26 protein-coding genes are annotated in these 25670 nt (G+C 40.6%); 14 read left to right on the forward strand and 12 right to left on the reverse strand.

Annotation, left to right across the window (positions count from 1 at the left end; translation table 11 throughout):
• Window positions 1-33: 33 nt before the first annotated feature.
• The 8 genes from murF to ruvA all read right to left on the reverse strand — a co-directional run bounded on the left by murF (window position 34) and on the right by ruvA (window position 6044).
• Window positions 34-1458, reverse strand: coding sequence for a Mur ligase family protein (gene murF / locus NIS_RS05870; RefSeq protein WP_012082465.1), 1425 nt, complete (start codon window positions 1456-1458; stop codon window positions 34-36).
• Window positions 1455-1724 carry an acylphosphatase gene (locus NIS_RS05875; protein WP_041354033.1) on the reverse strand — a complete coding sequence of 90 codons (270 nt, stop codon included), beginning with the start codon at window positions 1722-1724 and terminating at the stop codon, window positions 1455-1457. Before NIS_RS05875 ends, murF begins: the two co-directional genes overlap by 4 nt.
• Window positions 1711-2433 (reverse strand): alpha/beta fold hydrolase, encoded by a 723-nt coding sequence (locus NIS_RS05880; RefSeq protein ID WP_012082466.1) that lies wholly within the window; start codon window positions 2431-2433, stop codon window positions 1711-1713. The genes NIS_RS05875 and NIS_RS05880 overlap by 14 nt, the downstream gene beginning before the upstream one ends.
• Before the next feature lie 51 nt (window positions 2434-2484).
• On the reverse strand, window positions 2485-2655 hold the full coding sequence (locus NIS_RS10275; protein ID WP_158297274.1) for a hypothetical protein: 171 nt from the start codon (window positions 2653-2655) through the stop codon (window positions 2485-2487).
• 81 nt (window positions 2656-2736) lie between these two features.
• Window positions 2737-3342: a trimeric intracellular cation channel family protein gene (locus NIS_RS05885; RefSeq protein ID WP_012082467.1), complete on the reverse strand. Its 606-nt coding sequence runs from the start codon at window positions 3340-3342 to the stop codon at window positions 2737-2739.
• Entirely contained in the window at window positions 3320-4456 is a 1137-nt protein-coding gene (locus NIS_RS05890) for an NAD(P)/FAD-dependent oxidoreductase (RefSeq protein ID WP_012082468.1), read from the reverse strand. The genes NIS_RS05885 and NIS_RS05890 overlap by 23 nt, the downstream gene beginning before the upstream one ends.
• The gene (locus NIS_RS05895; RefSeq protein ID WP_012082469.1) at window positions 4453-5481 is read right to left on the reverse strand and encodes a D-alanine--D-alanine ligase; all 1029 of its coding nucleotides are present in this window, start codon (window positions 5479-5481) and stop codon (window positions 4453-4455) included. The genes NIS_RS05890 and NIS_RS05895 overlap by 4 nt, the downstream gene beginning before the upstream one ends.
• An 8-nt stretch (window positions 5482-5489) precedes the next feature.
• On the reverse strand, window positions 5490-6044 hold the full coding sequence (ruvA, locus tag NIS_RS05900; protein WP_012082470.1) for a Holliday junction branch migration protein RuvA: 555 nt from the start codon (window positions 6042-6044) through the stop codon (window positions 5490-5492).
• A 43-nt stretch (window positions 6045-6087) separates the two neighbouring features.
• Here ruvA and NIS_RS05905 point away from each other — a divergent pair, with 43 nt between their 5' ends.
• The 10 genes from NIS_RS05905 to truA are packed head-to-tail and all read left to right on the forward strand — an operon-like array spanning window position 6088 to window position 17573.
• The gene (locus NIS_RS05905) at window positions 6088-7290 is read left to right on the forward strand and encodes an MFS transporter (protein ID WP_041354253.1); all 1203 of its coding nucleotides are present in this window, start codon (window positions 6088-6090) and stop codon (window positions 7288-7290) included.
• A 31-nt stretch (window positions 7291-7321) separates the two neighbouring features.
• The gene (murJ, locus tag NIS_RS05910; RefSeq protein ID WP_012082472.1) at window positions 7322-8725 is read left to right on the forward strand and encodes a murein biosynthesis integral membrane protein MurJ; all 1404 of its coding nucleotides are present in this window, start codon (window positions 7322-7324) and stop codon (window positions 8723-8725) included.
• Window positions 8709-10106, forward strand: coding sequence for a cysteine--tRNA ligase (gene cysS / locus NIS_RS05915; protein WP_012082473.1), 1398 nt, complete (start codon window positions 8709-8711; stop codon window positions 10104-10106). The genes murJ and cysS overlap by 17 nt, the downstream gene beginning before the upstream one ends.
• Complete coding sequence (locus NIS_RS05920) at window positions 10091-11812, forward strand: ABC transporter ATP-binding protein (RefSeq protein ID WP_041354035.1); 1722 nt, start codon at window positions 10091-10093, stop codon at window positions 11810-11812. The genes cysS and NIS_RS05920 overlap by 16 nt, the downstream gene beginning before the upstream one ends.
• Window positions 11809-13101, forward strand: coding sequence for a bifunctional UDP-N-acetylglucosamine diphosphorylase/glucosamine-1-phosphate N-acetyltransferase GlmU (gene glmU, locus NIS_RS05925; protein WP_012082475.1), 1293 nt, complete (start codon window positions 11809-11811; stop codon window positions 13099-13101). Before NIS_RS05920 ends, glmU begins: the two co-directional genes overlap by 4 nt.
• On the forward strand, window positions 13101-14360 hold the full coding sequence (coaBC, locus tag NIS_RS05930) for a bifunctional phosphopantothenoylcysteine decarboxylase/phosphopantothenate--cysteine ligase CoaBC (RefSeq protein ID WP_012082476.1): 1260 nt from the start codon (window positions 13101-13103) through the stop codon (window positions 14358-14360). Before glmU ends, coaBC begins: the two co-directional genes overlap by 1 nt.
• Complete coding sequence (locus NIS_RS05935) at window positions 14353-15030, forward strand: di-trans,poly-cis-decaprenylcistransferase (RefSeq protein WP_012082477.1); 678 nt, start codon at window positions 14353-14355, stop codon at window positions 15028-15030. The genes coaBC and NIS_RS05935 overlap by 8 nt, the downstream gene beginning before the upstream one ends.
• A complete protein-coding gene (locus NIS_RS05940) occupies window positions 15027-15839 on the forward strand; it encodes a prepilin peptidase (protein ID WP_012082478.1) in 813 nt (270 codons plus the stop codon). The genes NIS_RS05935 and NIS_RS05940 overlap by 4 nt, the downstream gene beginning before the upstream one ends.
• Window positions 15832-16848, forward strand: a complete 1017-nt coding sequence (locus NIS_RS05945; RefSeq protein ID WP_012082479.1) for an LptF/LptG family permease — start codon at window positions 15832-15834, stop codon at window positions 16846-16848. The genes NIS_RS05940 and NIS_RS05945 overlap by 8 nt, the downstream gene beginning before the upstream one ends.
• Window positions 16848-17573, forward strand: a complete 726-nt coding sequence (gene truA / locus NIS_RS05950) for a tRNA pseudouridine(38-40) synthase TruA (RefSeq protein ID WP_012082480.1) — start codon at window positions 16848-16850, stop codon at window positions 17571-17573. Before NIS_RS05945 ends, truA begins: the two co-directional genes overlap by 1 nt.
• Here truA and amrB read toward each other — a convergent pair.
• On the reverse strand, window positions 17570-18364 hold the full coding sequence (gene amrB, locus NIS_RS05955; protein WP_012082481.1) for an AmmeMemoRadiSam system protein B: 795 nt from the start codon (window positions 18362-18364) through the stop codon (window positions 17570-17572). The two genes, truA and amrB, sit on opposite strands and share 4 nt — an antisense overlap.
• Window positions 18365-18414: 50 nt before the next feature.
• Between amrB and NIS_RS05960 the strand changes: the two genes are divergently transcribed.
• Genes NIS_RS05960 through NIS_RS05975 form a run of 4 tightly spaced genes read left to right on the forward strand, consistent with a single transcriptional unit; the run spans window position 18415 to window position 22281 of the window.
• Window positions 18415-19857, forward strand: a complete 1443-nt coding sequence (locus NIS_RS05960) for an ArnT family glycosyltransferase (RefSeq protein WP_012082482.1) — start codon at window positions 18415-18417, stop codon at window positions 19855-19857.
• Window positions 19854-20492 (forward strand): phosphatase PAP2 family protein, encoded by a 639-nt coding sequence (locus tag NIS_RS05965; protein WP_012082483.1) that lies wholly within the window; start codon window positions 19854-19856, stop codon window positions 20490-20492. The genes NIS_RS05960 and NIS_RS05965 overlap by 4 nt, the downstream gene beginning before the upstream one ends.
• Window positions 20489-21427, forward strand: a complete 939-nt coding sequence (locus NIS_RS05970) for a glycosyltransferase family 2 protein (RefSeq protein ID WP_012082484.1) — start codon at window positions 20489-20491, stop codon at window positions 21425-21427. The genes NIS_RS05965 and NIS_RS05970 overlap by 4 nt, the downstream gene beginning before the upstream one ends.
• Entirely contained in the window at window positions 21424-22281 is an 858-nt protein-coding gene (locus NIS_RS05975) for a lysylphosphatidylglycerol synthase transmembrane domain-containing protein (protein WP_012082485.1), read from the forward strand. Before NIS_RS05970 ends, NIS_RS05975 begins: the two co-directional genes overlap by 4 nt.
• Here the strand turns inward: NIS_RS05975 and NIS_RS05980 are convergent.
• From NIS_RS05980 to dsbD, 3 genes are read right to left on the reverse strand one after another with little or no spacing between them, the layout of a single operon-like run.
• On the reverse strand, window positions 22264-23454 hold the full coding sequence (locus NIS_RS05980) for a metal-dependent hydrolase (RefSeq protein ID WP_012082486.1): 1191 nt from the start codon (window positions 23452-23454) through the stop codon (window positions 22264-22266). The genes NIS_RS05975 and NIS_RS05980 overlap by 18 nt on opposite strands.
• Window positions 23444-23836, reverse strand: coding sequence for a thioredoxin family protein (locus tag NIS_RS05985; RefSeq protein ID WP_012082487.1), 393 nt, complete (start codon window positions 23834-23836; stop codon window positions 23444-23446). Before NIS_RS05985 ends, NIS_RS05980 begins: the two co-directional genes overlap by 11 nt.
• A complete protein-coding gene (dsbD, locus tag NIS_RS05990; RefSeq protein WP_012082488.1) occupies window positions 23833-25596 on the reverse strand; it encodes a protein-disulfide reductase DsbD in 1764 nt (587 codons plus the stop codon). Before dsbD ends, NIS_RS05985 begins: the two co-directional genes overlap by 4 nt.
• Between the last annotated feature and the right edge of the window lie 74 nt (window positions 25597-25670).

Here is a 25670-nt window from a genome sequence, read left to right on the forward strand (position 1 = left end):
TGGCAAAATCTTTTATATCTTCCATATTATCCCTTACATAAACGAAGGTGTGTCGTTGCTAAACAGAATCAAATCACCACTTTTTGTATGTTTTGCAAGCAGATTTTGCAGCTGCTTTTTGTCTTCTACCATTATCTTTTCAATCGTAATATTTTTTTGTAGTACCTCTTTGTTGATTTTACCCGTGATGATGGCAAGATCAAAAACTTCGTTGATCTTTTTTGCCAGTTCGATGTTGCTCTTTTCATCGCTCTCAACAATACCAGGAGTCACTACCACTTTTCTGCCAGGATAGTTTTTGACAAGTTCATAGGATGCAATCATCCCTTCCAAATTTCCATTGAAACTGTCGTCTATGATAACTTTCCCACCAGCTTCTATTCTTTGGAGTCTATGCTCAACTCCCTTAAGCTGTGATACTCTTTTTTGCAGTGTTGCCATATCGATACCAAGCTCTTTTGCCACCAAGATGGCTGCAGTGATATTAAAAGCGTTGAAACCTCCTAAAATTGGCGCCTGGAAATGAAAAATCTCTCCTTGCAACTCAAGATCCCAGCTCACTCCATCCAAATCGGCTTTGACATTTTTAATGTTTGAGCCGAATTTGACAAATTTTGGATCATCTTTGACAGGCAATCCATCCCATAAAAAGGCTTTTTTCAAACGTTTGGAGTGCAAGATCTCCAGCTTCGTCGCGATTATATTTTCCAGTGTCTTGAAATATTCGATATGTTGGGGCCCGACTTTACCGACAACGGCATAGTGATGATTGAGAAATTTCGTGATTTCCAAAATATCGCCACGCTCTCTGGCTCCTGCTTCCACTACGTATACTTCACACACTTGGGGCAAAGCGGTATTGATATCTTTGATGATTCCTGCCAGGGTATTAACGCTTCTTGGTGTTTTGTACACATGGTATGAGTCTTTCAACAGCTGATAAATGAAGTTTTTAATGCTGGTTTTTCCATAACTTGCCGTAACCGCTATAATGGTAGGGTCTATCGTTTCAAGTTTTTTTCTCGCCTCTTTTTTATATATGGCCATCAAATAACTCTCGATGAGATTCGAAAGCAAAAGAGCGACCAAAAGGGGTGCGATAGTACTGAAGAGCGGGCAATGCAATTTTGCGATGCATAAAAGATCAAGAAGCAGTGTGATCACAAAAAGAAGTAGAAAAAAACGTTTCACTCGAGCTGTAAATACCAGTTTTTTATCAATTTTTCGCTGCCAAACATAGAGGATCGCTCCATAAAAAACATCCAAAACCAATACATATTCGCGAATGGCTATATAGACAAACAGAGGAGCCAAGAAAAAAAGAATGTGTTGCCATGGAGCGTGATGGTGCAATACAACTCTACCGAAACGGTAGTTGTACCATTGCAGATTTTGGATCAGATAAAACCCGAGCATGAGTACAAAAAGAATATGCCCGATGAAATGAAGCCATATCATCGAAGCACCTCGAAAAGTCCGCTGAACGTTTTTTCGATAGGCTCTATTTCGATCGACTCCACTTTTGCCAAAGGCGGTCCTTCATGTAATGCTTGCAAAAACTCTTCCCATACACTTTCGGGAACACTCGCTTCCACTTCCACAGACCCATCGGGAAGGTTTCGAACATGTCCGCTGACTCCCAGTTTGTTGGCAACTTCCTGGGTAAATCGTCGAAACCAGACCCCTTGCACCCTTCCTCTGATGATACACTTACAGTTTTTCATACCGCTCCTTTACGATTTCACAGATCTCACTGCCTTTGTCCAAAAAGAAGTAGTGATCACCTTTGAGAGGGAAAAAGTTACTTTTTTTGATCAAAGAGGCTATCGTTTGACCGCTTTGCAACGATGTTGCTCGATCTTCCTCTCCCCAAAATATCAAAGCCTCGCTATGACATTTCTCAAAATGGGAAGAAAAATCCTCATCGACGACATTTTTAAATGTTTCATACATCGCTTCACTCATCCCTTTGGCATCTTGTGAGACAAAAAGATTTCTAAGACGTACGATGCCAAAAGGTTTGAGCATCTTGAATAATGCAATCTTTGCTCGTACTGTGAATGGCTTTTTTTCCACAATTCCAGCACTACTTAAGAGCACAAGCATTTTTGGCTCTAACAGTGTCGCAACCTTACCACCAAAAGAGTGACCAACGACGATATCAGGACGAACGTTCAAATCTTGTAGAAAAGTTTGAACGATATTGGCATAATCTTTTGTGGTCAAGACCGATTCGTTCGGACTTTTTCCAAATCCGGGCAGATCAAGATAGATCGATTTGTAAGGACAGTGTTTTACAAAAGCCGTTTGCATGAGATCTTTATTGCTGCCCCATCCATGCAAAAAAAGAATCGTCCGATCACATTTAGGGTTTTTCAGTTCATAATTCAATGAAAAGATATTGCCGTTATAAGATACTTCACGAACAGCCAAGAAGATCCTCTTTTTTGATTCAATTGTACCAATAAAGAGGTTAAAGCTAATTTAGCCAACAGGTTTTGCGATGGATCTTTCATAACTGCATGTTTTTACGCACGATCGTTTGCTCGTCACATCCAGTATCACCCAAATGGTCGTAATGATCATAAACAACACAAAAGCAGCTAAAATTGCGGTGACAAGGTAGATATTTTTATACTCTTTATTGAAAGTCATTACAGCCTCCTTTTGCGGCTATATTATATTTTGCTCTTATTTTTCTAAAAATTTGTTTATTATTATTTTTAATAAATAGAGTTATGCTTCAGGAAGGTTCCATCGCCGGTAATAGGCAATCATACGAAGCAAAAACGAGAAGATAAATATTGATAGAACACTCAATGTATTCATGAACTGCATTTTATCTGCACCATAAACGAGTCCTCCGGTAATGATCGCAACGCTTCCGTAAAAATCGCTTTTGAGAATCAGTGGGACCTGATTTAGGAGCATATCACGCAAAACTCCACCGCCAACTGCCGTGATGAGCGCAACCAAAATAACGCCAAAAAAATTGAAATCTGCCTGGGTAGCAACCATCGCTCCTGTAATAGCAAAGGAAACAAGACCGATCGCATCGCTGATAATGAAAAGTGTCCTGTTTTGAAAATGAAGATATTTTTTCAAATGAAACAGATAGGAGATCAGAACGACTGAAATCACTAAAAGAGAAGGCAGCGAATGCGAAAAAGCGTATGGGGTCCTATCCACCAAAATATCGCGCAAAACTCCTCCTCCAAGTGCTGTCAAAAAAGAGAGGATAAATGCGCCCAACAGGTCGAACCTCTCTTTTGCCGCTACCCAGTATCCACTCAAAGCAAAAGCCACTATCCCAAGGATATCAGTGATTTCCAAGATACTCATGACACCCCTTTGCTGCACTGTATCCGCTGGAAAAGGCCCACTGAAAATTGTATCCGCCAAGCTCTCCAGTGACATCGAGAACTTCTCCAGCAAAAAAGAGACCGGGAACATGCACACTTTGCAAACACTTATCCAATTCTTGCAAATGTACACCCCCTTTTGTCACTTCCGCCCTTTCATAGCCAAAGGTTCCGGCGGGTGCAAAAGAGTAGGACTCAAAAAGTCTCAACCTTTTTCTCTCATTCACACCTAACTGCTCATACCTTTTATCTTGAAGACCGATGACCTGCAAAAATCGTTTTACAAACCGTTTTGGCAGAGGAATTTGAGAGCTGATCTGCTTATGAGGTACAAATCTGGGAAGCCTTTTTAAAAATGCGATTTCTATCGCTCCTTTCTCCCAATACAGCGATGCATTTAAGATTGCTGGCCCACTGATGCCCCTGTGTGCGAAAAGGATATTGTCTCGAAACTCCTTCTTGCCAACACGCACCGTCGCTTCAAAAGCGATTCCACTGAGCTCTTTGAACCAAAACTGCTCTTTTTGAACCGTCAGACCGACAAGAGCAGGACGAAGGGGTGTCACTTCCAACCCAAAATTTTTGGCAATCTCATATCCGATACCGCTTGCTCCGATTTTTTTATAGCTTAGCCCACCTGTAGCAACCAAAACGGCTCTTGCCTTCATCTCATTTCTTGCAGTTTTGATCAAAAAATGATCACCAATCTTGGCAAGGTCCAGAACTTCTGTATCGGTATGGATTGATGCATTGGTTTCCGAACGAAGGATTTCGATAAGCTCTTGGGAGGACTTGGGGCAAAAAAACTGATCTTTTTTCTGTTTCACAGGCTCACACCCTTTATCATGAAGCCATGACAGAAGCTTTGTGTTGTCAAATCTTTTTAGGATCTGCCACGCTTTATCTGGCGTTGAGGTAACGAAGTTATCGATGCCAAGCCTTTCGTTGGTTACGTTGCAGCGCCCTCCACCACTTATTTTTATCTTTTGGGCGATTTTAGGATTATGTTCAAAAAGAACCACTCTTTTGTCTTTAAGATGGGCAGCGGCAAACAGTCCGCTTGCCCCGGCTCCCAGTATCGCTACATCAATCACTTTTTCGCTGATTGAATGGAGTTGATATATCGATAATCTATAACAATATTTTTTGATTTTGGAAGATGTTTTGCAACATCTTCCAAAACAGCCCTGAAATCTCCAAAAAGATAGTTGGCAAGACTTCCTGGGACCGGATTGATTTCATTGAGATAGAGCTTTCCATCACGAACAAAAAAATCGATCCGAATAATTGCCCCTGAAAAGAGAGGATCGTATATCTTTTCAAACGCATTTCGTATGTGCAAACGTAACGTTTCATTCAATGAAGCATCCTTAACCTCTCCGCTTCTTCCAAAATCGAGATATTTTTTCTCAAAATCAAGCAGTTTCTCTTTTTTCACAGCCTCTATCTTGGAAAAATGAAAAGTCTGACCTTTCGCTCCAGCGAGATTGTACTCTTCGATTCCTTCAATAAATGGCTCTATCAAGACCTCATCATCAAATTCAAAGGCCACATCTAGTGCATATTCCAGTTCCGAACTATCGTACACCACACTCACTCCGATGCTGCTTCCAAGATGGTTTGGCTTGATGATGACAGGGTATTCAAAATCTATAATTTTTTTATCTTGCTTTCTTAGAAGCTGATAGGGTAAAACTTCTATGCCACACTCTTTTGCATAGAGTTTCGTCAAAAGTTTACTGTAGCTTATCACACTTCCCTCAATTCGTGGTCCAATGTAGTCTATTTCAAAAAATTCCAACAAGGAAGCCAGTTTTCCATCCTCTCCATCTGCACCGTGGACGAGATTGATCACAACATCGGCAGGAATCTTCTTCTCTTTCAAAAGAGATTTTTGATAAAACCCTCCCTTTTTGAGTTCCAGTTTTGGCGATTTTTTATAATTGCCAGAACTAAAATAGTTGGATTTCAGATCTGCTTTTTCGATAAGGTAAAAATCTCTGTTACCATCCAAAAAGATAAAAATAGCTCCTGGAATAATATCTTTGATGGCGATCGTACTTACGATACTGATCTCGTGTTCATAGCTTTTTCCACCAAATACTACAGCATATTGCATCCCTGCTCCTACAGTTTTTGAATTTTTTTCAGCGCCTCTTTGACTAAACTCGCGGTATCTGTCGCCGTGCACTCCTGCAACGCTTTTTGGATCTGCTCTTTTTTAAATCCAAGGCTTTGCAAAGCCATGGAAGCTTCTTGAAAAGCGCTGGAAGTAACATTGGATTCAGAAATATCAAATTCACCTAGTTCAACAAGAATTCTTTGCGCACTCTTTGGTCCGATTCCAGGAACTTTTTTGAGCATGGCAACATTTTTTTGCTGGACAATCTGCACAAACTCCTGAGGCTTAAAAGTCGAACAGATAGCAATGGCAACTTTTGGTCCCACACCGTTGAGTTTGATGAGCCTGTCGAACATCTTCTTTTCGTTGATGTCCACAAATCCGTAGAGGCTTTCACTATCTTCTCTGATGATATGTGTCGTATGGAGGCGAATCTGTTTCTTGTCTATTGCGGCACTTGCATTTAATGATATAAACACTTCATAGACTACACCACCCACTTCGATATGCAAATAGGTGGGCTCCTTTTTGAGCACTTCTCCCACAAGTCCAACAATCATGGTCGCTCCAAAGTTTTTGCAATTTTATCATATAATTTGCGCCATGAACTATGCAAAGAACAATCTCAAAAATGTGCTTCACGGTTTTTTCCTCGCCATCGCTTTGGGTGTGGCAGACCCGGCAACCACACTGCCACTTATCATCCACCATTTCAGTTCCGATGTTACGATTGTAGGATACTACACTTCACTATTGCGCGGTGGTGCCATTTTGGTTCAACTTTTCGCAGCCTTTTATGCACAAAGTTTCACTCTTGTGATGCCCTATCTCAAAAGAGTCTTTCTTACAAGATTTCTCAGTTGGCTCAGCATCGGTCTTGTACTCTATTTCGTAGGAGACAAAAATCCGACATTAACGCTTCTTCTTATCGCACTGTTTCTGTTCATTTTCAGTTTTTCAGCCGGTTTTGGAAGTATCTATTTCAACGAAATCTTGGCAAAAGTTTTTGATCAAAACACAAGAGGAAAATCGATGGCAAACAGACAGTTTTTCGCTGCCATCGGTTCGATCCTGAGCGGCGTTGCTGCGGGATTTATCTTACAGCACTACCCGGCACCTGTAAGTTACGCCTATCTTTTTATTATCAGCGCATTTTTGATGGCAATAGGTCTCGTCGCTTTCTCAACCATTGAAGAACCCAAAAAAGAAAATATCACAAAACGGGAAAATAGTTTTGGAGCGTTTTTGAAAAACGCTTTTTCTCTTTTACAAAAGGATACAAGACTGCAGCGCCAAATCACTACGGTTTTACTCAGTTATTCCTTTTTGTTCTCTTTTGCATACGTCATTTTGCAAGCAAAAGAGCATATCCACTTAAGCGGATATCTCATAGGGGGATTTATCGTTATCCAGATGAGCGGTGCGCTTCTTGGAAACATCATCTACAAAAAGATGTCACCTGCATATAAAAAGATAATGATACTCTCTTTTACTCTTTCAATCACCGCTTTTGCCATTCTACTTCTTTCTCATCATACCTTCAGTTACATTACAGCTTTTTTCCTGCTTGGCATGGCGATCGATGGATTTCGTATCGCTTCTATCAATCTTTTGATCCATATCGCTCCCGAATCGAAACGCCCCGTCTACATCGCGCTACAAAACAATCTCACTTCCATCGGCCTCTTTTTTGCGATTCCGGGAGGTTTTCTTCTCAGGTTTTTTGGATACGAGACACTTTATGCTTTTACGATCATCATGCTTTTATTAGGACTTCTTTTTGCCAGCTTTTTACAAGAGCATTGACTCTTACGATTAGCTTTTCTATAATTGCCAAATGTTTACAAAGATATTTACCAACAGCGCCGGCATTTTATTTAGTAGAATCCTGGGATTCATCCGGGATCTCTTAACCGCTTCCATTTTGGGAGCGAACATATACAGCGATATCTTTTTCATCGCTTTCAAACTGCCAAATCTTTTTCGAAGAATTTTTGCCGAAGGCGCTTTCGTGCAAAGCTTCTTACCGGCCTATACCCATTCGCGTCATAAAATCCTTTTTGCGACTGCCATCTTCAAGCGTTTTTTTCTCATTTTAATCCTATTTTCTTTACTTGTAACCATATTTTCACCTTTTTTTACGAAATTGATCGCTATCGGATACGATCAGCATCTCATCGAATTGGCAGCCCCCTATGTAGCGATCAATTTCTATTATCTTGATTTTATCTTCTGCGTCACATTTTTGGCAGCCCTGTTGCAATACAAAGAGCATTTCGCAACAACCGCCTTCTCCACGGCCCTTCTCAATCTCTCCTTGATTGCCGCTTTGATACTGTTTCATAACGCCTCCAAAGAAAAAATCGTTTATGCCATGAGCGTAGCTGTGTTAGTAGGTGGGTTGTTGCAGTTTATCGCCCATTTGTACATGAGCCAAAAGCTTGGTATCTTGCCAAAACTTTGCAAAGGCTTTTTCCTCCAAAAAAAAGCTGCTATCCAAAAGGATCTTCAAAATTTCACTTCCAACTTCTTTCCAGCCATCTGGGGCAACTCAACCGCTCAAGTTTCGGCATTTTTGGATACATGGCTGGCTACCTTTTTGCAAGCGGGAGCCATCAGTTATCTCTACTACGCCAATAGAATCTTGCAACTCCCTTTGGCTCTTTTTGCTATTGCTACTGCCACAGCACTCTTTCCAAGTATCTCCAAAGCGATTAAAAACGGTGATGAAGTAAAAGCGCTTGTGTATCTCAAAAAGAGTTTTTGGCTCCTTCTTTTTGTACTGGGATCTTCCATGATCGGAGGCATCATTTTGGCAAAGCCAATTATTTGGCTTTTGTTCGAAAGGGGCAGTTTTACCCATCATGATACGCTTCAAACCGCTTTTGTTCTTCAGATGTATATGATTGGACTCCTTCCTTTTGGTCTATCCAAACTTTTTTCTTTGTGGCTGTATGCCAACCAGCAGCAAAAAACAGCCGCCAAAATCGCCACCTATTCGCTTTTTTCCAATATGGCTTTGTCACTGCTTTTCATCAACTTTTTGGGAGCTGCGGGACTTGCTCTGGCTTCGAGTATTTCAGGCTTTGTGCTTCTTTTTTTCAATCTCAGACTCTTTGGAAAAGAAAAATTTACGATAATCGCCAAGGATAAAAAAGGTTTTTTTATAACACTTGCTATAATTGCACAAGCTGTTTTGTATACATTTTTACTAAAGGTCCTCGATGGTTATATACGATAGTTCCAAAAAAGAGTACTGTTCCCTCGAACCGCTCAAAAATCGCCATATCAAGGTCTATGTCTGTGGACCGACAGTCTATGACGATGCCCATCTTGGCCATGCACGAAGCGCAATTGCATTTGATCTTCTTAGACGCACGCTGAACGCTTTGGGCTACAAAACCACATTTATGAAAAACTTTACCGATATCGATGATAAAATCATCAAAAAAATGAATGAAACCGGGAAGTCTTTGCAAGAAATCACCAGCTATTACATTCAGCGCTATTTAGAAGATATGGAGGCTCTTGGCGTTCAAAGAGCCGATATCGAACCAAAAGCGACTCAAAACCTGGATGCCATGATCGATATGATTGAGCGCCTTTTACAAAAAGAGTGCGCCTATCAAACACCGAATGGCGACATATACTTTGATACTTCAAAAGATGAAAAATATTGCACATTAAGTCATAAATGCGACGAAGAGAGTATGAGCCGTATCGAACCCAATCCGGACAAAAAAAATCCGGCCGATTTTGCACTGTGGAAAAGATGCAAAGGCGAAGGGGATGTCTGTTTCGATTCGCCTTTTGGCAAAGGAAGACCGGGATGGCATATCGAGTGTTCAGCCATGATCGACAAGCATCTTGCCTACCATGACACCCCTTTTCAGATCGATATCCATGCCGGAGGTGCGGATCTTCTTTTTCCCCATCACGAGAATGAAGCGGCGCAGACACGGTGTGCCTGCAACCAAGAACTAGCAAAATACTGGATGCATAACGGATTTGTAACCATCAGTGGTGAAAAAATGAGCAAGTCCCTTGGCAATAGCTTCTTCATTAAAGATGCTTTGAAGGTATATGACGGAGAGATCTTGAGATTCTATCTTCTCTCCACCCATTACCGGTCCGATCTCAATTTCAATGAAGAGGATCTTTTGGCGTCCAAAAAGAGGCTGGACAAGCTCTACAGACTCAAAAAAAGGGTCTATGGGGTGCAGGCTTCCACTCCCCAAAAAGAGTTTGTGGATGAACTGCTGCAAGCTCTGAGCCAAGATCTCAATATTTCGAAAACCTTGGCTGCTATCGATCAGTTTATCGCTTATGCCAACGAGCATCTGGATAACAATCCAAAAGATAAAGCTTTTAAAAAACAGATCGTTGCCAATATAGAGTATATCTCCAAACTATTAGGAATAGGCCACAAAGATGCGTACAGCTATTTTCATCTTGGAATAAGCGAGGAAGAGAAACAGAAGATCGAAGAGCTCATCGAAAAGCGTACTACGGCAAAAAAAGAGAAAAATTTTCAACTGGCTGACAGTATCAGAGAGGAACTTCGCTCAATGGGTATCGCTATCATGGATACACCTCAAGGGACTTTGTGGGAGAAGATTTGATCAAAATCTTAAAACGTTTTTTGCCCTTTTTACTTCAATACAAACTGCAGTTTTTCATAGCGATCCTTGGCATGATCGCTGCCGCCATTGGAACCAGTGCTTCAGCCTATATCGTAAAACCGGTTCTTGATGACATATTTATCAATAAAAACGAGCAGATGCTCAATATCCTGCCATGGATTGTCATATTTTTATACTTTCTCAAAGGAGCAGGCCGATTTATTCAGGTCTATTTCACTGAGTATATCGGCCAAGATGTCATACGAAAGATACGCGATCAGATGCTTGATTCCATCCTCGCTATGCATATAGGCTACTTTATCAAGCAGCCTTCCGGTGAACTGATCAGCCGACTTACCAACGATATCAACCGCATCAAAAACGTCGTTGCAAACATGATTCCCGACTTTCTTCGCGAAACGATCACCATCATAGCCCTTGTTGGCGTGGTGGTTTATCAAAGCCCAAAACTGGCTCTATACTTTCTTTTCATCATGCCGCTTGCGATGTGGCCTTTGAGTAAGCTGGCCAAAAGAATGAAAAAGATATCCCATCAATCGCAAGAAAAGATAGCAGATCTTACCACCCATCTTACCGAGATTTTTAACAATATTGAACTTATCAAAGCTGAAGCGAGAGAAGAAGAGGAGCTGTACAGATTTAAAAAACATAACCTCGATTTTTTTAAACTCTCACTCAAACAGGTTAAAACCAATGAGCTTGTATCTCCTTTGATGGAGGTTCTTGGCGCACTGATTGTCGCTCTGGTCATCTATACTGGAGGACATGAAGTTATTGACGGCCATATGACAACAGGGGAGTTTTTCTCGTTTATGACTGCCCTCTTCATGCTCTATACCCCTATCAAACATGTCTCAAAGCTGTACAACTCCATCCAAGATGCATTGGCCGCTTCTGAGAGGATCTTTTCCGTTATCGACCTACAACCCCAAATCAGAAGTGGATACAGACCTTTCCCATCACATCCAAAAATTCTCTGTTTCGAGCATGTAACATTGACGTATGATGATAAAGAGGTTCTAAAAGATGTTCATTTTTGCTGTAAAAAAGATCATATTACTGCAATTGTGGGTGATAGCGGCAGTGGAAAAAGCTCTTTGGTCAATCTCTTGGTTCGATTTTATGATCCGGTATCTGGAAGGGTTGTTGTAGACGGTATTGACATTAAAGAATTTGATATTTTGAGCCTTCGAAAAAATATCGCTTTAGTAACGCAGAGAGTCTATCTTTTTCAAGCAACCATCGCAGAAAATGTTGGGGGGGGTTCATTTGATGAAGCCCGTGTCATTGAGGCGCTCAAACAAGCAAACGCATGGGAGTTTGTCCAAAATCTTCCTGAAGGCATTCACACAAAACTGGATGAAAATGGTATGAACCTCAGTGGTGGACAGCGTCAACGGCTTGCCATCGCAAGGGCGCTTTACAAAAATCCGTCTATCATGATTTTTGACGAAGCCACCAGTGCACTGGATCCAGTAAGCGAACAGCAGATTTTTCAAACGATCCAAAAAATTTCCAAAAATCGAATCGTCATTCTTATTTCACACAATGTCCGATCCCTCACCTTTTGCGATACAATTGTAGTTATGAAAGATGGAAAAAGTGTCTGTGATGGCTCCCCTGAAAGTTTACAAACATGCAGTGAATATCAAAGACTTCTTGTGAAAAGTGAAGGAGATAGATGAGTTTTTCTGTCGTTATTTTGGCTGCGGGACAAGGGACACGGATGAAAAGTTCTTTGCCCAAAGTTTTACACACTATCTGCGGTCGTCCTATGATATGGCATATTATTAAAGAAGCCCAAAAAATCAGTGATGATATCACCGTCATTTTGTATCATCAAGCTGAGATCATCAAAGAGTATATTCAAAAAGAGTTTGATGGCATACGATTTGTGTTGCAAGATCATAAAAACTATCCCGGAACCGGCGGTGCCCTTCGAAATATCTATTTTTCCAATGAAAAAATTCTTGTCCTCAATGGAGATATGCCGCTGATTCAAGCAAAAACGCTCAAAAATTTTATCTCTATCGATGCAGACATCGTTTTAAGTGTTATACGTATGGAGGATCCTTGCGGATACGGACGAGTGATCATCAAAAACGATGAAGTGGAATATATCGTTGAACAAAAAGATGCCAATGAAGAGGAACTTGCTGTATGTAATGTCAATGCAGGCGTCTACCTTTTCAAAAAAAATTTACTGGAACAGTTTTTGCCTAAACTCACCAATGACAATGCACAAAAAGAGTATTATCTCACTGACATCATAGCCTTGGCAAAACAACATGGCTTTTCTATTAAGCCAATATTTGTACCTAAAAACGAATTTCAAGGGGTCAACTCTAAATATGATTTGGCAAATGCAGAAATTGTAATGCAAGATCGAATCAAGCGACACTGGATGCAACAAGGGGTCATCATGCGACTCCCACAGACAATCTACATTGAAGTGGATGTCCAGTTTCAAGGCGAGTGTGAATTAGAAAACGGAGTTGTTCTGCGTGGCAAAACCCTTATAGAAAACTCTCATATAAAAGCCCACAGCGTTGTCGAAAACAGTACCATTCGCTACTCCACAATCGGTCCATTCGCTAGAATTCGGCCACAAAGCATGATACAAGAAAGCCATATCGGCAATTTCGTAGAAGTGAAAAAAAGCAGTCTCAATGGTGTCAAAGCTGGACATTTGAGTTATCTTGGAGACGCGACGATTGATGAGGGAACCAATATAGGTGCCGGCACGATCACTTGCAATTATGATGGCAAAGCAAAGTATCAAACGATTATCGGCAAAAATGTATTCGTTGGCAGCGATACACAACTCATAGCGCCTGTGAAAATTGAAGATGATGTACTCATTGCAGCCGGAACGACTGTTACAAAAGATATTCCAAAAGGCGCTTTGGCTATCAGTAGAACGCCATTGAAAATCGTGAAAGATTTTTACTACAAATTTTTTGGGAAGAATTGATGCTTGAAAACAGAAATATTTTACTTGGTGTGAGCGGAAGTATTTCCATCTACAAAGCGGTAGAGCTTTTGAGACGATTCAAAAAGGCTGGAGCCAATGTCAAAGTGGTTATGACTCCCTCATCGAAAAAGTTTATTACTCCTCTCACCTTTGAAGCTGCCGGAAGCCAAAAAGTTCTGTGCGAAGAGAGCGAAGACTGGACCAATAGAAACAACCATATCCATGTTACTGAGGATTACGAACTTTTTGTTATCGCTCCGGCAACGGCAAACACCATCAATAAACTGAGTAATGGCATAGCGGACAATCTTTTGACCCAAACGGCTCTCGCATTTGATGGTCCTAAAATTATAGCTCCTGCCATGAATACGAAAATGTACAATAATCAGTTCACCCAGGCCAGTTTCAAACTGCTCAAGCTCAATGGATACACAATCATAGAACCTCAGACAAAAGAGCTCGCATGTGGCACAGAAGGTGAAGGTGCTCTGGCTGAGATAGAGGATATTTTTTATGAGGGGGCTAGAGCGTTATTGAAAGATTCTTTTTGGGAGGATCGCTACGTTATCGTAACGGGTGGAGGAACGAAAGAGCATATAGATGATGTTCGATCCATTACGAATGAATCGAGCGGGAAACAGGCGTGTGCTCTTGCAACAGCCCTGTACCTCAAAGGGGCAAAAGTTGAACTCATCACGACAAAACCGTGCGAAAATCTGCCAAAAGGGATCGATCTGTTTGCGTGTGAAACGGCACAGGAGATGTATGAACTTGTGCAAGAACGCATCAAAGTAGCCAAACGGGGCATCGTCAAAAAACCGGACCTCATCAACGACCTTACGCAACCAAAGCTCATCACCAAAAAGCCATATCTCTTCATGGCGGCCGCAGTAAGCGACTATAGGCCAAAATATCCTCAAAAAGGAAAACTCAAAAAAGAGCAGCTTGGTAAAGAGTGGTGCCTGGAACTTGAAGAAAATATCGATATCTTACAGTCAATCGATAAAGAAGGGATCGTTGTAATAGGATTCAAAGCAGAAACCGATGAAAAAGTGGCTTTGGAAAACGCTCAAAAAATGCTTGTAAAAAAAGGGGTTGATGCGGTTTGTCTCAATATCGTCAAGCATAAAACCGCTTTTGGAAGTGACATGAACCAAATCGTATTTATCACGAAAGACAAAGCAGTCCAGAGCCCTTTGAAATCAAAACTTGAACTCTCACTTGATCTTGCAACACTAGCAAAGGCACTGGATGAATAGACCTAGACATATTGCTATCATTATGGATGGCAACGGACGCTGGGCTCAAGAAAAAGGGTTGAACCGCACAAAAGGGCATGAAAGGGGAGCTCAGATCGTTCGGGATATTACAAAGTATTGTGCCATACACCCAGAGATAGAGGTTTTAACCCTTTACGCTTTCAGTACAGAAAACTGGAAGCGACCGAAAAAAGAGGTCGATTTTTTGATGCGGCTTTTGGATAGATGGCTCCAAAAAGAGTTGCCTACCTATCAAGAAAATGAAATCAGGTTTGTTGTCATTGGTGATATTTCCAAGTTTTCAAAAAATCTCCAACAAAGAATCATCCAAGTTCAAGATGCAACCAAGAATTTTACAAAATTGACGCAGGTTTTAGCCCTCAATTACGGTGGAAGAGACGAAATTATCAGAGCCTGTAAGCGTGCAGCAAAAGAAGGCTGTGAAATCAATGAAGAGAATTTTGAAAACTATTTCGATGCAAAACTGGGTGATGTGGATATGCTCATACGAACCGGTGGTGAGAAGCGAATCTCAAACTTTCTTCTTTGGAGAATCGCTTACGCTGAACTCTTTTTTACTGATACCTACTGGCCAGACTTTACCTCCAAAGAACTCGAAAAACTCATAGAGGAGTTTAAAAAACGTCAAAGAAGGTTTGGAGGAATATGATCATAGAGCTTTTGTCAGCAATCGTTTTAGGCCTGCTTTTTGGATCCTTTTTGAACGTCATCATCCTTCGGATTCCAAATGGCCTAAGCATCGTCTATCCACCAAGCCACTGTCCCACATGCCAAACGAAACTCAAATGGTGGCATAACATTCCCCTCCTTTCTTGGATGTTTCTGGGTGGAAAATGCGCGTATTGTAAAAACCCTATCTCAATACAATATCCCTTGGTAGAGCTATTGAGTGCTACGATTTTTGCCCTTGTAACTCTCAAAAGCGGTTTTCATCTTAATACTTTGATCATCGCCATCGTTTTTGATCTTCTTTTGGCCCTTTCACTCATAGACTGGCGATTCAAAGCGGTTCCTGACAGCATCAATCTCAGTGCTGCAACATTGTCCCTTTTTTCTACACCAGATATCATGAATAATATACAAAACGCTTTAATAGTAGCTGGAATGCTTGCTATGCTTCGCTTTTTTGTTGGATATTATGTGAGTAAAAAAGAGGATTTGCGAATCCGAAAAAAGCTCAAAGAGACACCATGGCTTTCCTCTTACTACCCAAAATTTCCTATGATAGAGGCAATGGGAGAGGGAGATATCATCGTAGGATTTACTCTTGGAGCGATCCTTGGAGTACAACTTAGCTTTGTCGCTTTTTTCTTGGCAGCGTTGATTGCTTTGCCTTTTTCACTCGCTTTTCGATATAAAAAATCGGACAAAGAGCTTCCTTTCATCCCTTTCTTGGCACTTGGAGGATTTATCGCCTACCTTTTTGGCAATGAAATTTTAGGAGTTATCGGTGCCTAAACTGCTACGATACCTGGGGAATCATCTGTATGAATCTTTTCTTTCCTATTTTTTGCCACTTTTTGGTATCGCTTCACTCATATTTTTTATCAAAATCGTATCACTTACAAGCATTGTTCAACTCTCTTTAGTTGATTTGGCGAAACTTTATATCTTTATAACACCGCAGATACTTTTTTTTACGATACCTGTGGTATTCTTTATCGCGGCAGTAACTGCTTTGCATAAACTCTCTTTCGATTATGAAACGATAGCCTTTTTCTCGTTAGGCATATCGCCTACAAAAATCATGCGTTACTTGACGCTTCTTGCCGTTTTACTGAGCCTTCTTCTTTTCATCATAGCTTATATGTTGATTCCTCAAGGAAAGCAGTTGGAAAAAGGTTTTTATCGCTACAAAAAAACAGAAGCCAATATCAATCTCAAACCAAGCGAATATGGCCATAAATTTGGAAATTGGTTCGTTTATGTACAAAAAAAAGATAAAAACAATCTTTTTGAAAATGTGGTTTTATACAATTTCGATAACGAACAAGAACGCTTCATAACATCCAAAAAAGCCACCTTTGACAACAGTCAGTACGGTTTGAAACTGACTCTGTATGATGGAAATGCTTACACCTATAAAAAAGGAATCCTGGATCAAATTACTTTTACAAAAATGGATCTTTTTGACACATCGACATCCTACTATTTTCAATATATCGATCCGATACACTATTGGGAAAAAGCGTTTTTAAACAAGCAAAGAGCTTTCGATATGCTCTTTTTTCTTTGGATTGCACTCTTACCGGTTCTTGGTATGCCTTATGCTGGCATGATTGGCATTCATCATCCAAGGTACCATAAAGGGGGCGTCTTTTTGAAAGTACTCTTCGCACTTTTTATCTATTTTGGTTTCGCTTTTTTACTGAGTAAAACACTCTATTACTATTCCCTTCTATTTATGGCACTATGGTTTTTCGGTGGTATTTATCTGTTTCACAAAACAATCATGAGTAGGTACTGATGCGCATTAAAGCAGTAATTTCGTATGATGGCAGCAGATTCGACGGATTTCAGATACAAAAGCATACGGCAAATACCGTGATGCACCACCTCTATAACGCTTTACAGCGTGTAGGCATAGAAAGCAAGATAGTTGGAAGCGGAAGAACTGATAAAGGCGTTCATGCCACTGCACAGGTGATCCATTTTGACCTGCCTCCTTTTTGGAGCGAACTTGAAAGACTCCAAAACCTGCTCAATGAATCTTTACGCCCCTATATTCAGATCAAAAGGGTTGTAAAAGTACCAAAAGAATTTCATGCAAGATACAGCGCAAAACGAAGAGCCTATCGGTATCTCTTGAAAAAAAGCGAACCGAGTGTTTTTGAAAATGCCTATCTTCACCATGTTTCAAATCTTGATATAGAGATAATAAAAAGAAATATTTCCCTTTTTGAGGGACGTCACGATTTTCGCTACTTCATGAAAACAGGCAGTGATACAAAAAGTTCTGTTCGAAGGATCTTTAAAACGGCTCTGTATGAAAAAGATGATCTGTATGTTCTTTATTTTGAAGGAGATGGATTTTTGCGAGCACAAATCCGCCTTATTGTGGGTGCTTTGATAAAACTTGGCAAAGGGGAGCTTAAACCTGAGCAGATAATCGATCAGCTTGCGTGCAAAGCACGATATACCTCGACACTGGCTCCACCCAATGGCCTTTATCTGTGTAAAATTATCTATTAAAGAAAAGCCGCACTCATATATCCCACCACTGAACTCGTATCCCCACTTGCATCCGCACTGGTTCGATAATCCAAAATTCTCGGTCTTAGTCCTAGATCTTTTGCAGCTAAAATAATTGCTTCTACTCCGATTTTCCCGCATGCCTCACAGCCGTTATGGAGTTCAGTTATATCAAGTTCTGCAACTCCTTGCAAACAGTGCATATCGAGTTCTTTTGCTTTGGAAAGAGGATAGTAGTGGCTTAAATCTGTACTGATCACCACAACATTGTGAGGATCACTCAATACCTCTTCACAAATCATAGCGACATTTCTTGGATCCACGTCTCCATAGACAAGCTCGATCACACTCGTATTTGGCAAATAGTGATGGATAAAGGGCATCTGCACTTCGGTACTGTGCTCTTGATGTGCTTCAGGTACAAAACCGATACCAAATTTTTGCGCCAACATCTCTAGATATGCCGTATCAATCAAAAGATCACCGCATGGAGTCTCGAAAGCGTCATAAAAACTGCCACTTATACCGCTGAGATAGACTCTGTGGCTAGGACCGATGACGACGACACGTTTGGCAGCTGTGTTTTGCAAAAGTCTATGGGCCACATTGGCCGTAAATCCGCTGTACACATACCCGGCATGCGGGGAAATAATCGCTCTGGGTTTCAAAGAAAAGTAGCTTTGATCTTCTATCGCTTTGTCCAATATGGAATTGAACTGCGCTATCATACTCTCTATCGATCCACATTCAGCTGGATAAAACGCTCCGGCGACACTCATCATCCGTTTCATGATTCACTCCTCATTAGTGTATAATTGCATCAAAATAATCAAGGTTTTTTATGCCCAAGAGCAACTTCAAAAATCTCTTAATCATTATCATTATAATACAAATCTACAGATTTTTTGTGCTACTAAACGCACAGATTGATTTATACGTCGATGAAGCCTATTACTGGGAATGGAGCAAACATTTAAGTTTTGGATACTACTCCAAGCCTCCTATGATTGCATGGATGATAGCACTCTTCACTTCCATCTGTGACGATTCCCAAATCTGTATCAAATTCCCGACTCTCATTTTTCATCCTTTAAGTGCAATTATTATCTACTGTATCGGGAAAAAACTATTTGACGAGAGCGTGGGATTTTGGAGTGGAGTTGTTTACATTACACTTCCTGCAGTGTCACTAAGTTCCATGATCATTTCAACCGATGTACTGCTCCTCTTTTTTTGGAGTGCAACGCTTCTTTTTTTCATTAAAGCATTGGAAAGTGACAGCTGGAAATATTGGATTGGAGCGGCTATTTTTGCAGGATGCGGGCTTTTAACAAAGTATACCATGATAATCTTTGTTATCAGTGTCTTTTTCTATCTTCTTTGGATACGAAGCCGCCATCTCAAAAATCCAAAACTCTACGTTACGATGGCCCTCGCGGCACTGATTTATCTGCCAAATCTTATCTGGAACGCACAGCACCGTTTCATCACATTCGTTCATACGAAAAACTTGAGTGAAATAGACCAAAGTTCCCATTTTCATCTTGATAAACTTTTTGAATTTTTAGGTGCACAGTTTCTCGTTTTTGGTCCTGTTTTCTTTGGTATTCTACTCTATCTCATTTTCCTTCCAAAAATCATCGACAATCGATATAAACTTTTGTATGCATTCACTCTTCCCTTTTTGACCATTATCTCTTTTCAAGCTTTCTTTTCCAAAGCTTTGGCAAACTGGGCCGCTCCCACATATGTAGCAGCAACCCTTTTGGTTGCAGCCTACTTAATCCAAAGAAACCACAAAAAGATCTTGAAACTTGGCATATTGATCAATATTTTCTTGGCGCTTGCTTTCTATCACTATCACGCTTTGGCGCACACCTTCCATATAGAACTTACGAAAAAAACCGATCCTTATAAAAGAGTCAAGGGATACCATCAACTGGCGAAAAAACTACAACCCATCGTACAAAGATATCCAAAAACGAAGCTGTTGTTTGACGATAGAACGACGATGGCGGAGATGATATACTATCTCAAACCCCATCCATTTGACGCCGTGATATTCAATCCAACCCAGCAAATAGGCAGTCAATTCCACCTGTCAACAGATTTGCAAAGACATATAGGGGAAGATTTTATCTATATAACAAAATTTCCAATAAATAAAGCTGCAAAATATTTTAAGGAATCGAAACTGATAGCAAAAATAGAAATTCCGCTGTATAAAGATTACACACGGATCTATTATGTCTATTATCTGAAGCAATTTAGAGGATACCAGTGAGAATAGCTTTTTTATTGATTGCAGGATGTTTCATCTTTTGGTTCTTTCCACAAATTGATCTGTGGTTCTCTTCGCTTTTTTTCAAAAACGGTGTCTTTTTCCTAAAAAATCACTTGATTCTCCGAATCATCTATAAAGCCACAATGATTCTCATCACTCTTTTTACTCTCTCTTTAGCGTTGCTTCTGCTGATAGAAACAGTTACGAAAAAGGAGTGGGTTAGCAAAAAAATTTTGATATACCTCCTGCTTGTACTGCTCTTAGGACCAGGTCTTGTCGTCAATGTGGTCTTTAAAAACCATTTTGGTAGAGCCAGGCCTTCTCAGGTCGAACAGTTTGCTGGGACAAAAAAATTCACACCGGCACTGCAAATAGCCAACCAATGCAAAAAAAACTGCTCTTTTAGCAGTGGGCATGCCGCAGCAGCTTTTTATTTCTTAGCCCTTATCCCACTTTTTCATGGAAGAAAAAGAAGAATAGTTGCTGCACTTGCTATAATTTGGGGAAGCGTTGTAGGGCTTGTGCGTATCGCACAAGGAGGACATTTTTTGAGTGATGTATACTGCAGCGCGGTTGTTGTGTATCTAGTCACTATTTTTTTACACTATCTACTTTTTGAAAGGAAAATTGGATGAAACTCTCAGTCGTCATACCCGTTATGAATGAAGAAGAGAATATTGAACCCTTGATGAAAGCTTTGAAAGAAGCGTTGCAAGGCATAGATTATGAACTTATTTTCGTCGATGACGGCTCAACGGATGGAACTGTCGAAAAGATCAAAGAGCTTGCGGATAAAAGGACAAAACTGATCGTTTTTAAAAGAAATTTTGGTCAAAGTCTTGCTATGGCCGCAGGTATCGATGCTGCTACCGGAGATGTCATCGCTACGATTGATGGGGATTTGCAAAACGATCCAAGAGATATCCCGCTGATGCTTGAGAAGATGGAAAAGGAGGGATGGGATGTGGTTGCTGGCGTTCGCGCAAATCGACAAGACGGACTGGTTTTAAGGAAAATCCCCAGCAAAATAGCAAACTGGATCATACGAAAAAGTACAGGAGTCTATCTGCATGACTATGGATGTACACTGAAGCTCTTTAAAAAAGATGTAGCAAAAAACTTGGGTCTTTATGGTGAGCTTCATCGGTTCATTCCAGTCCTTGCGAAACTGTATGGTGCCAAAATGACAGAGATGAATGTGCGCCACCATCCACGACTGCATGGCCAGAGCAAATATGGCATAGGTAGAACGTTCAAGGTGATTAGCGATCTTTTACTTATGCTCTTTTTTCAAAAATATGGCACAAAACCGATGCATCTTTTCGGGACCCTTGGATTTGGCATGTTCGGGATAGGTATGCTTATCAATTTCTATCTGTTTCTTCTCAAACTTTTTGGCAACGACATCGGTGGACGCCCTCTTTTGATACTTGGAGTAATGCTGACCCTTGGCGGTATCCAACTGATCACTACCGGTTTTTTGGCAGAAATCATGATGCGAACATATTATGAATCACAAAATAAAAAGCCTTATGTCATTAAAGAGATTTATGAGGGTTCAAAAGCTTGAAGAAAAAATTCAAAACTTTTCTCAAAATAGGCCTCTCTATTGGCCTACTTGTTTTCGTACTTTCTCAAATCGATATCAATAAACTTTTTCAAATTCTAAAAAAAAGCGATCCATGGTGGCTCCTCGCTGCATTTATATTTTTCAATCTTTCCAAAGTTGTCAGTTCCGTTCGTCTCAACTACTATTTCAAAGATATAGGAGTCTATCTGAAAGAGAAAGAGGCGCTGATTTTATACTATGTGGGAATGTTTTACAATCTCTTTTTACCGGGTGGTATCGGCGGAGATGGTTATAAAGTCTATCTTTTACAAAAAGTTCATGCACCTGGAGTCAAAGAACTTATCCAGGCCATGCTGCTCGATCGCCTCAGCGGACTCGCCGCACTTCTCTTTCTTGCCGGTATTCTTTTTGTATTTAGTTCCTATACAGCTCTTTTTCCACCACTTATGTGGTTAGCTTTGGCTGGCTCTATTCTGGTCTATCCAATCTTTTTATATCTTCATAAAACTATCTTCAAAAGATTCCTGACCTTTATTGTCCAAACAACATTTCTTGGACTCTCAGTACAGATACTGCAACTTGTATCGGCTTTTTGCCTTATATACGCCCTTGGAATTTCGGAGCATCTGATAGATTATCTTACCCTTTTTCTCATCTCAAGTGTCGTTGCGGTTCTGCCTCTGACGATAGGCGGTGTCGGAGCAAGAGAGTTCACCTTTTTGTATGGATTGAAACTTCTTCATCAAGACCCATCAACGGGTATCGCTTTTAGTTTTCTCTTTTTTTTGATTACCGCCATTTCATCGGCAATAGGCCTCTTTTTCGTTCACAATCCTCTACAATCTCACGAGTGAACCCCTCTTGATGACTGCCTCTACTTTTCCATCCAACTCCTCACCATACAGTGCAGGTGTATCTATTTTCGTTTTTGCATTTGGATCAAATATAACCAAATCCGCTTCGTAACCCGGAGTAATCTGTCCCACTCTTTTTTCTATAAAGCAGGCCGGGTTCGCGCTGGTCAGTTCCACCAGTTTCGTAGCTCTTATGATGTTCGATTTTACCAACTTGGTATAGAGGAGAGGTAGATAATAGAAAATGGATGATATGCCAAATGCCGCTTCATCAAAGCTGATATCTTTATGGACATTCGATTTTGGCGAATGCAGTGACGTCAAAAGATCTATTTTACCAGCTTGCAGGGCCTGCACCAATGCTTCTCTCTCCTCTTCCTCACGAAGCGGAGGTGATATTTTTGCCAATGTATTGTACTCTTTGCAGCTCTCATCATTTAAAAGCAGATGGTGAACACTCACCTCGGCAAAACACTTTCTGCTTTTTGCAATTCTCTCTAGGCTTTTTGCTGTCGAAACGTTTTTAAACAAAACCCCAACACCGTAATGCTCACTGTATTCAATTATTTTGGCTACTTCTGCAATCTCTTCGAGGTTGTCTATCCCTCCCAAACCAAGTTCAAAAGAGGTCCTACCCTCATTCATAACACCTACATCTCTAAAAACACTGTTTTTGGGCTCTATAAAGAGTGGGACTTGCAGCATCTTTGCATACTCAAAAATCCTGGCCATCAGGTATGGATTGATATCGGAAGTGGTATAGATCCCTTTTGCACCGTGCTTGAAGAGTATGGAAATCTCACTCAATCTGTCTTTGTCTTGCAGTGCTAAAATCACGGGGACTATCTCTTCATTTTCTTGCTGGGAACAGATGAAATCAAGAGTGATCTCATTACAAATTGGCGGCTCGCTATCAGGTACTAAAGCTATTGTGGTAACACCACCTTTTCTGGATTCATCGATACATTTTTTGAGATTGGAGGAGCTGATCTTATCGTCATGTACGCGCACATTCAAATCTATCAGACCGGGCATTACCATCTTCCCACTGCAATCGATCACCTCTTCATCGTTGAATCCGGTGCCTATCTTTTCAATTCGACCGTTTTTGATCAAGATATCCGCTTGAAGCTCTTTGTCAAAATCTATTATATGCGCATTTTTAATGAGCATATTTCTCCTTTATCTCTTTGAGTTTTTCCAAAAAAACTTTCGCTGTAGCCCCACCAACCAATGCCCTGGTCAACTTTTCTCCCTTTTCGTTCAAAAAGTAAAAGGTAGGCGTTCCATAGGCTTTGAGATTATGTTTTGGAGCATCTTTGAGCTTTATTTTCAACGGAATAAAATTGTTTTCAACATATTCGGCCAGCTCTTCGTTTTCAAAAGCCACATCATCCATATATTGGCATGTGATACAGTTTTTTTGACTGATCATAACCATGATCGGCTTATGCTCTTTTTTAGCAAGTTTGAGCGCTTTTTCGTAAGATTCTATCCAATCAAACTCTGCTGCAAAGAGTGCAACAGCAAAAAGTAGTATTAAAAGCTTTTTCATCGGTATCTCCTTTTTACTTCTTCAAGTATACTCAAAAACTCTTTAGGATTCTTAAATCCCACAATACGAAGAGAGCGTATCTCCTTACCGTTTTTATCAAAAAAGAGAATCGCCGGTGGACCAAAAATGCCAAAACGCTTCATAAAAGCTTTATCTTCTTTTGAGTTGTCGCTCACATCTAGCCTTAAAGCCAAGAATTCCTTTCGTAATGCAGCCTGTACTTTTGGATCTGCAAAGGTGATCTCTTCGAGTTCCTGACAGCTTGCACACCATTTTGCGGTAAAATCCAACATAACCGGTTTATCAGAATTTTTCAATAATTTTTGAAATTCATCAAAACTTTGTACCTCCTGAAAAAGTGGTTTTTGTAATGTTGAAACCTCTGTTATAGCTCCTTTCGTTTTCAAAACTTTTAAAGGATCCAATGGATTGCTAGCTCCTGTAAAACTTCCAATCATCAAAAAGATCCCATAGACAAAAAAAACGATACCAACGCTCTTCTTAAGATACACAAACCAGTGAGCATCTTTTTCTATTCCCTCCAAAGTTCTCATATAAACTGCACTTCCTATAAAAAGCATAGCCCACAAGAAAAGAGAAATAGAATCAGGAAGTATACGTGACAGCATCCAGATAGCAACTCCTAGCATCACCACGCCAAATACAGCATTGACCGCCTGCATCCACCCGCCTGGTTTTGGCATGAACTTGCCAGCACCAGTACCTACCAGTATCAGAGGCATACCCATCCCAAGGCTCATGAAAAAAAGAGCCGCTCCACCGAGCATTGCATCACCGGTCTGACCGATGTAGATAAGCGCTCCGGCCAGTGGTGGTGCGACACAAGGCCCAACGATCAATGCAGAAAGAAAACCCATGATCGCTACACCGATTAGTCCACCCTTGTGACTAGCCTCATCACTTTTTTGCGCTATTTTAGTCTGCCAGGAAGCCGGAAGCCCTATTTCATAAAACCCAAACATACTCAAAGCCAGTGCTACAAAGACCGCAGCGAATAGAACAATCGCTACAGGATTTTGCAAAGCTGCCTGTAGATTCGCTCCAAAGAGCCCGGCAAGTACTCCTGCAATCGTATAGGCAATAGACATCGCCAATACATAAACAACCGAATAGAGAAACGCTTTTTTGGTATTCATGTTTTTCGCACCGACGATCAATGAAGAGAGAATAGGAAACATCGGAAAGACACAAGGAGTAAGTGCCAGTAAAAATCCAAATCCAAAAAAGGTTGCCAGTATCACACCGATCGACTGCGTTTTTAGTGTTTGTGTTATAGACAACTCCTCAGAGAGCTCCTCACTCTTTTTTGTCTTCTCTTGCGATGTGTCTGGGATGGAAAATGTAAATATTTTTTTCTGGGGAGGATAACAGATGCCAACTTCGTTACATCCTTGATAATCAAATTCGACCTTAATGTTACCGGTACCGAATTCCTGTATTGGAATCGCAATGGTAAGGTTACCCTCGTAAACCTTTTCTCCATGCAGTTCTATCGGTTTGGGAAGATATTTTTTGATGTCAATCTCTTTTTTTTCCGGTTCAATCTCAGTTAGTTTAAAGTACTTTTGATATAGATAGACTTTTGGAGCCATCTCAACCGTGATCTTGATCTTATCTTTTTGTACTTGTAGATTTGGTTTGTAGGCTTTTTCGACAGGAACAATCTTGACTTCCTGGTCCACGAAACCGAATGCCAGCAACGAGGAGACCATGAAAATGGTGTATAATAGAAAACGCATGAGAAACTCCTGCAATTAATTTATGAGACTGACAATATTTTAACCTAAAACTATTTATGATTTGTAAATAAAAA

The organism is Nitratiruptor sp. SB155-2 (assembly GCF_000010325.1).
Taxonomy (GTDB): domain Bacteria; phylum Campylobacterota; class Campylobacteria; order Campylobacterales; family Nitratiruptoraceae; genus Nitratiruptor.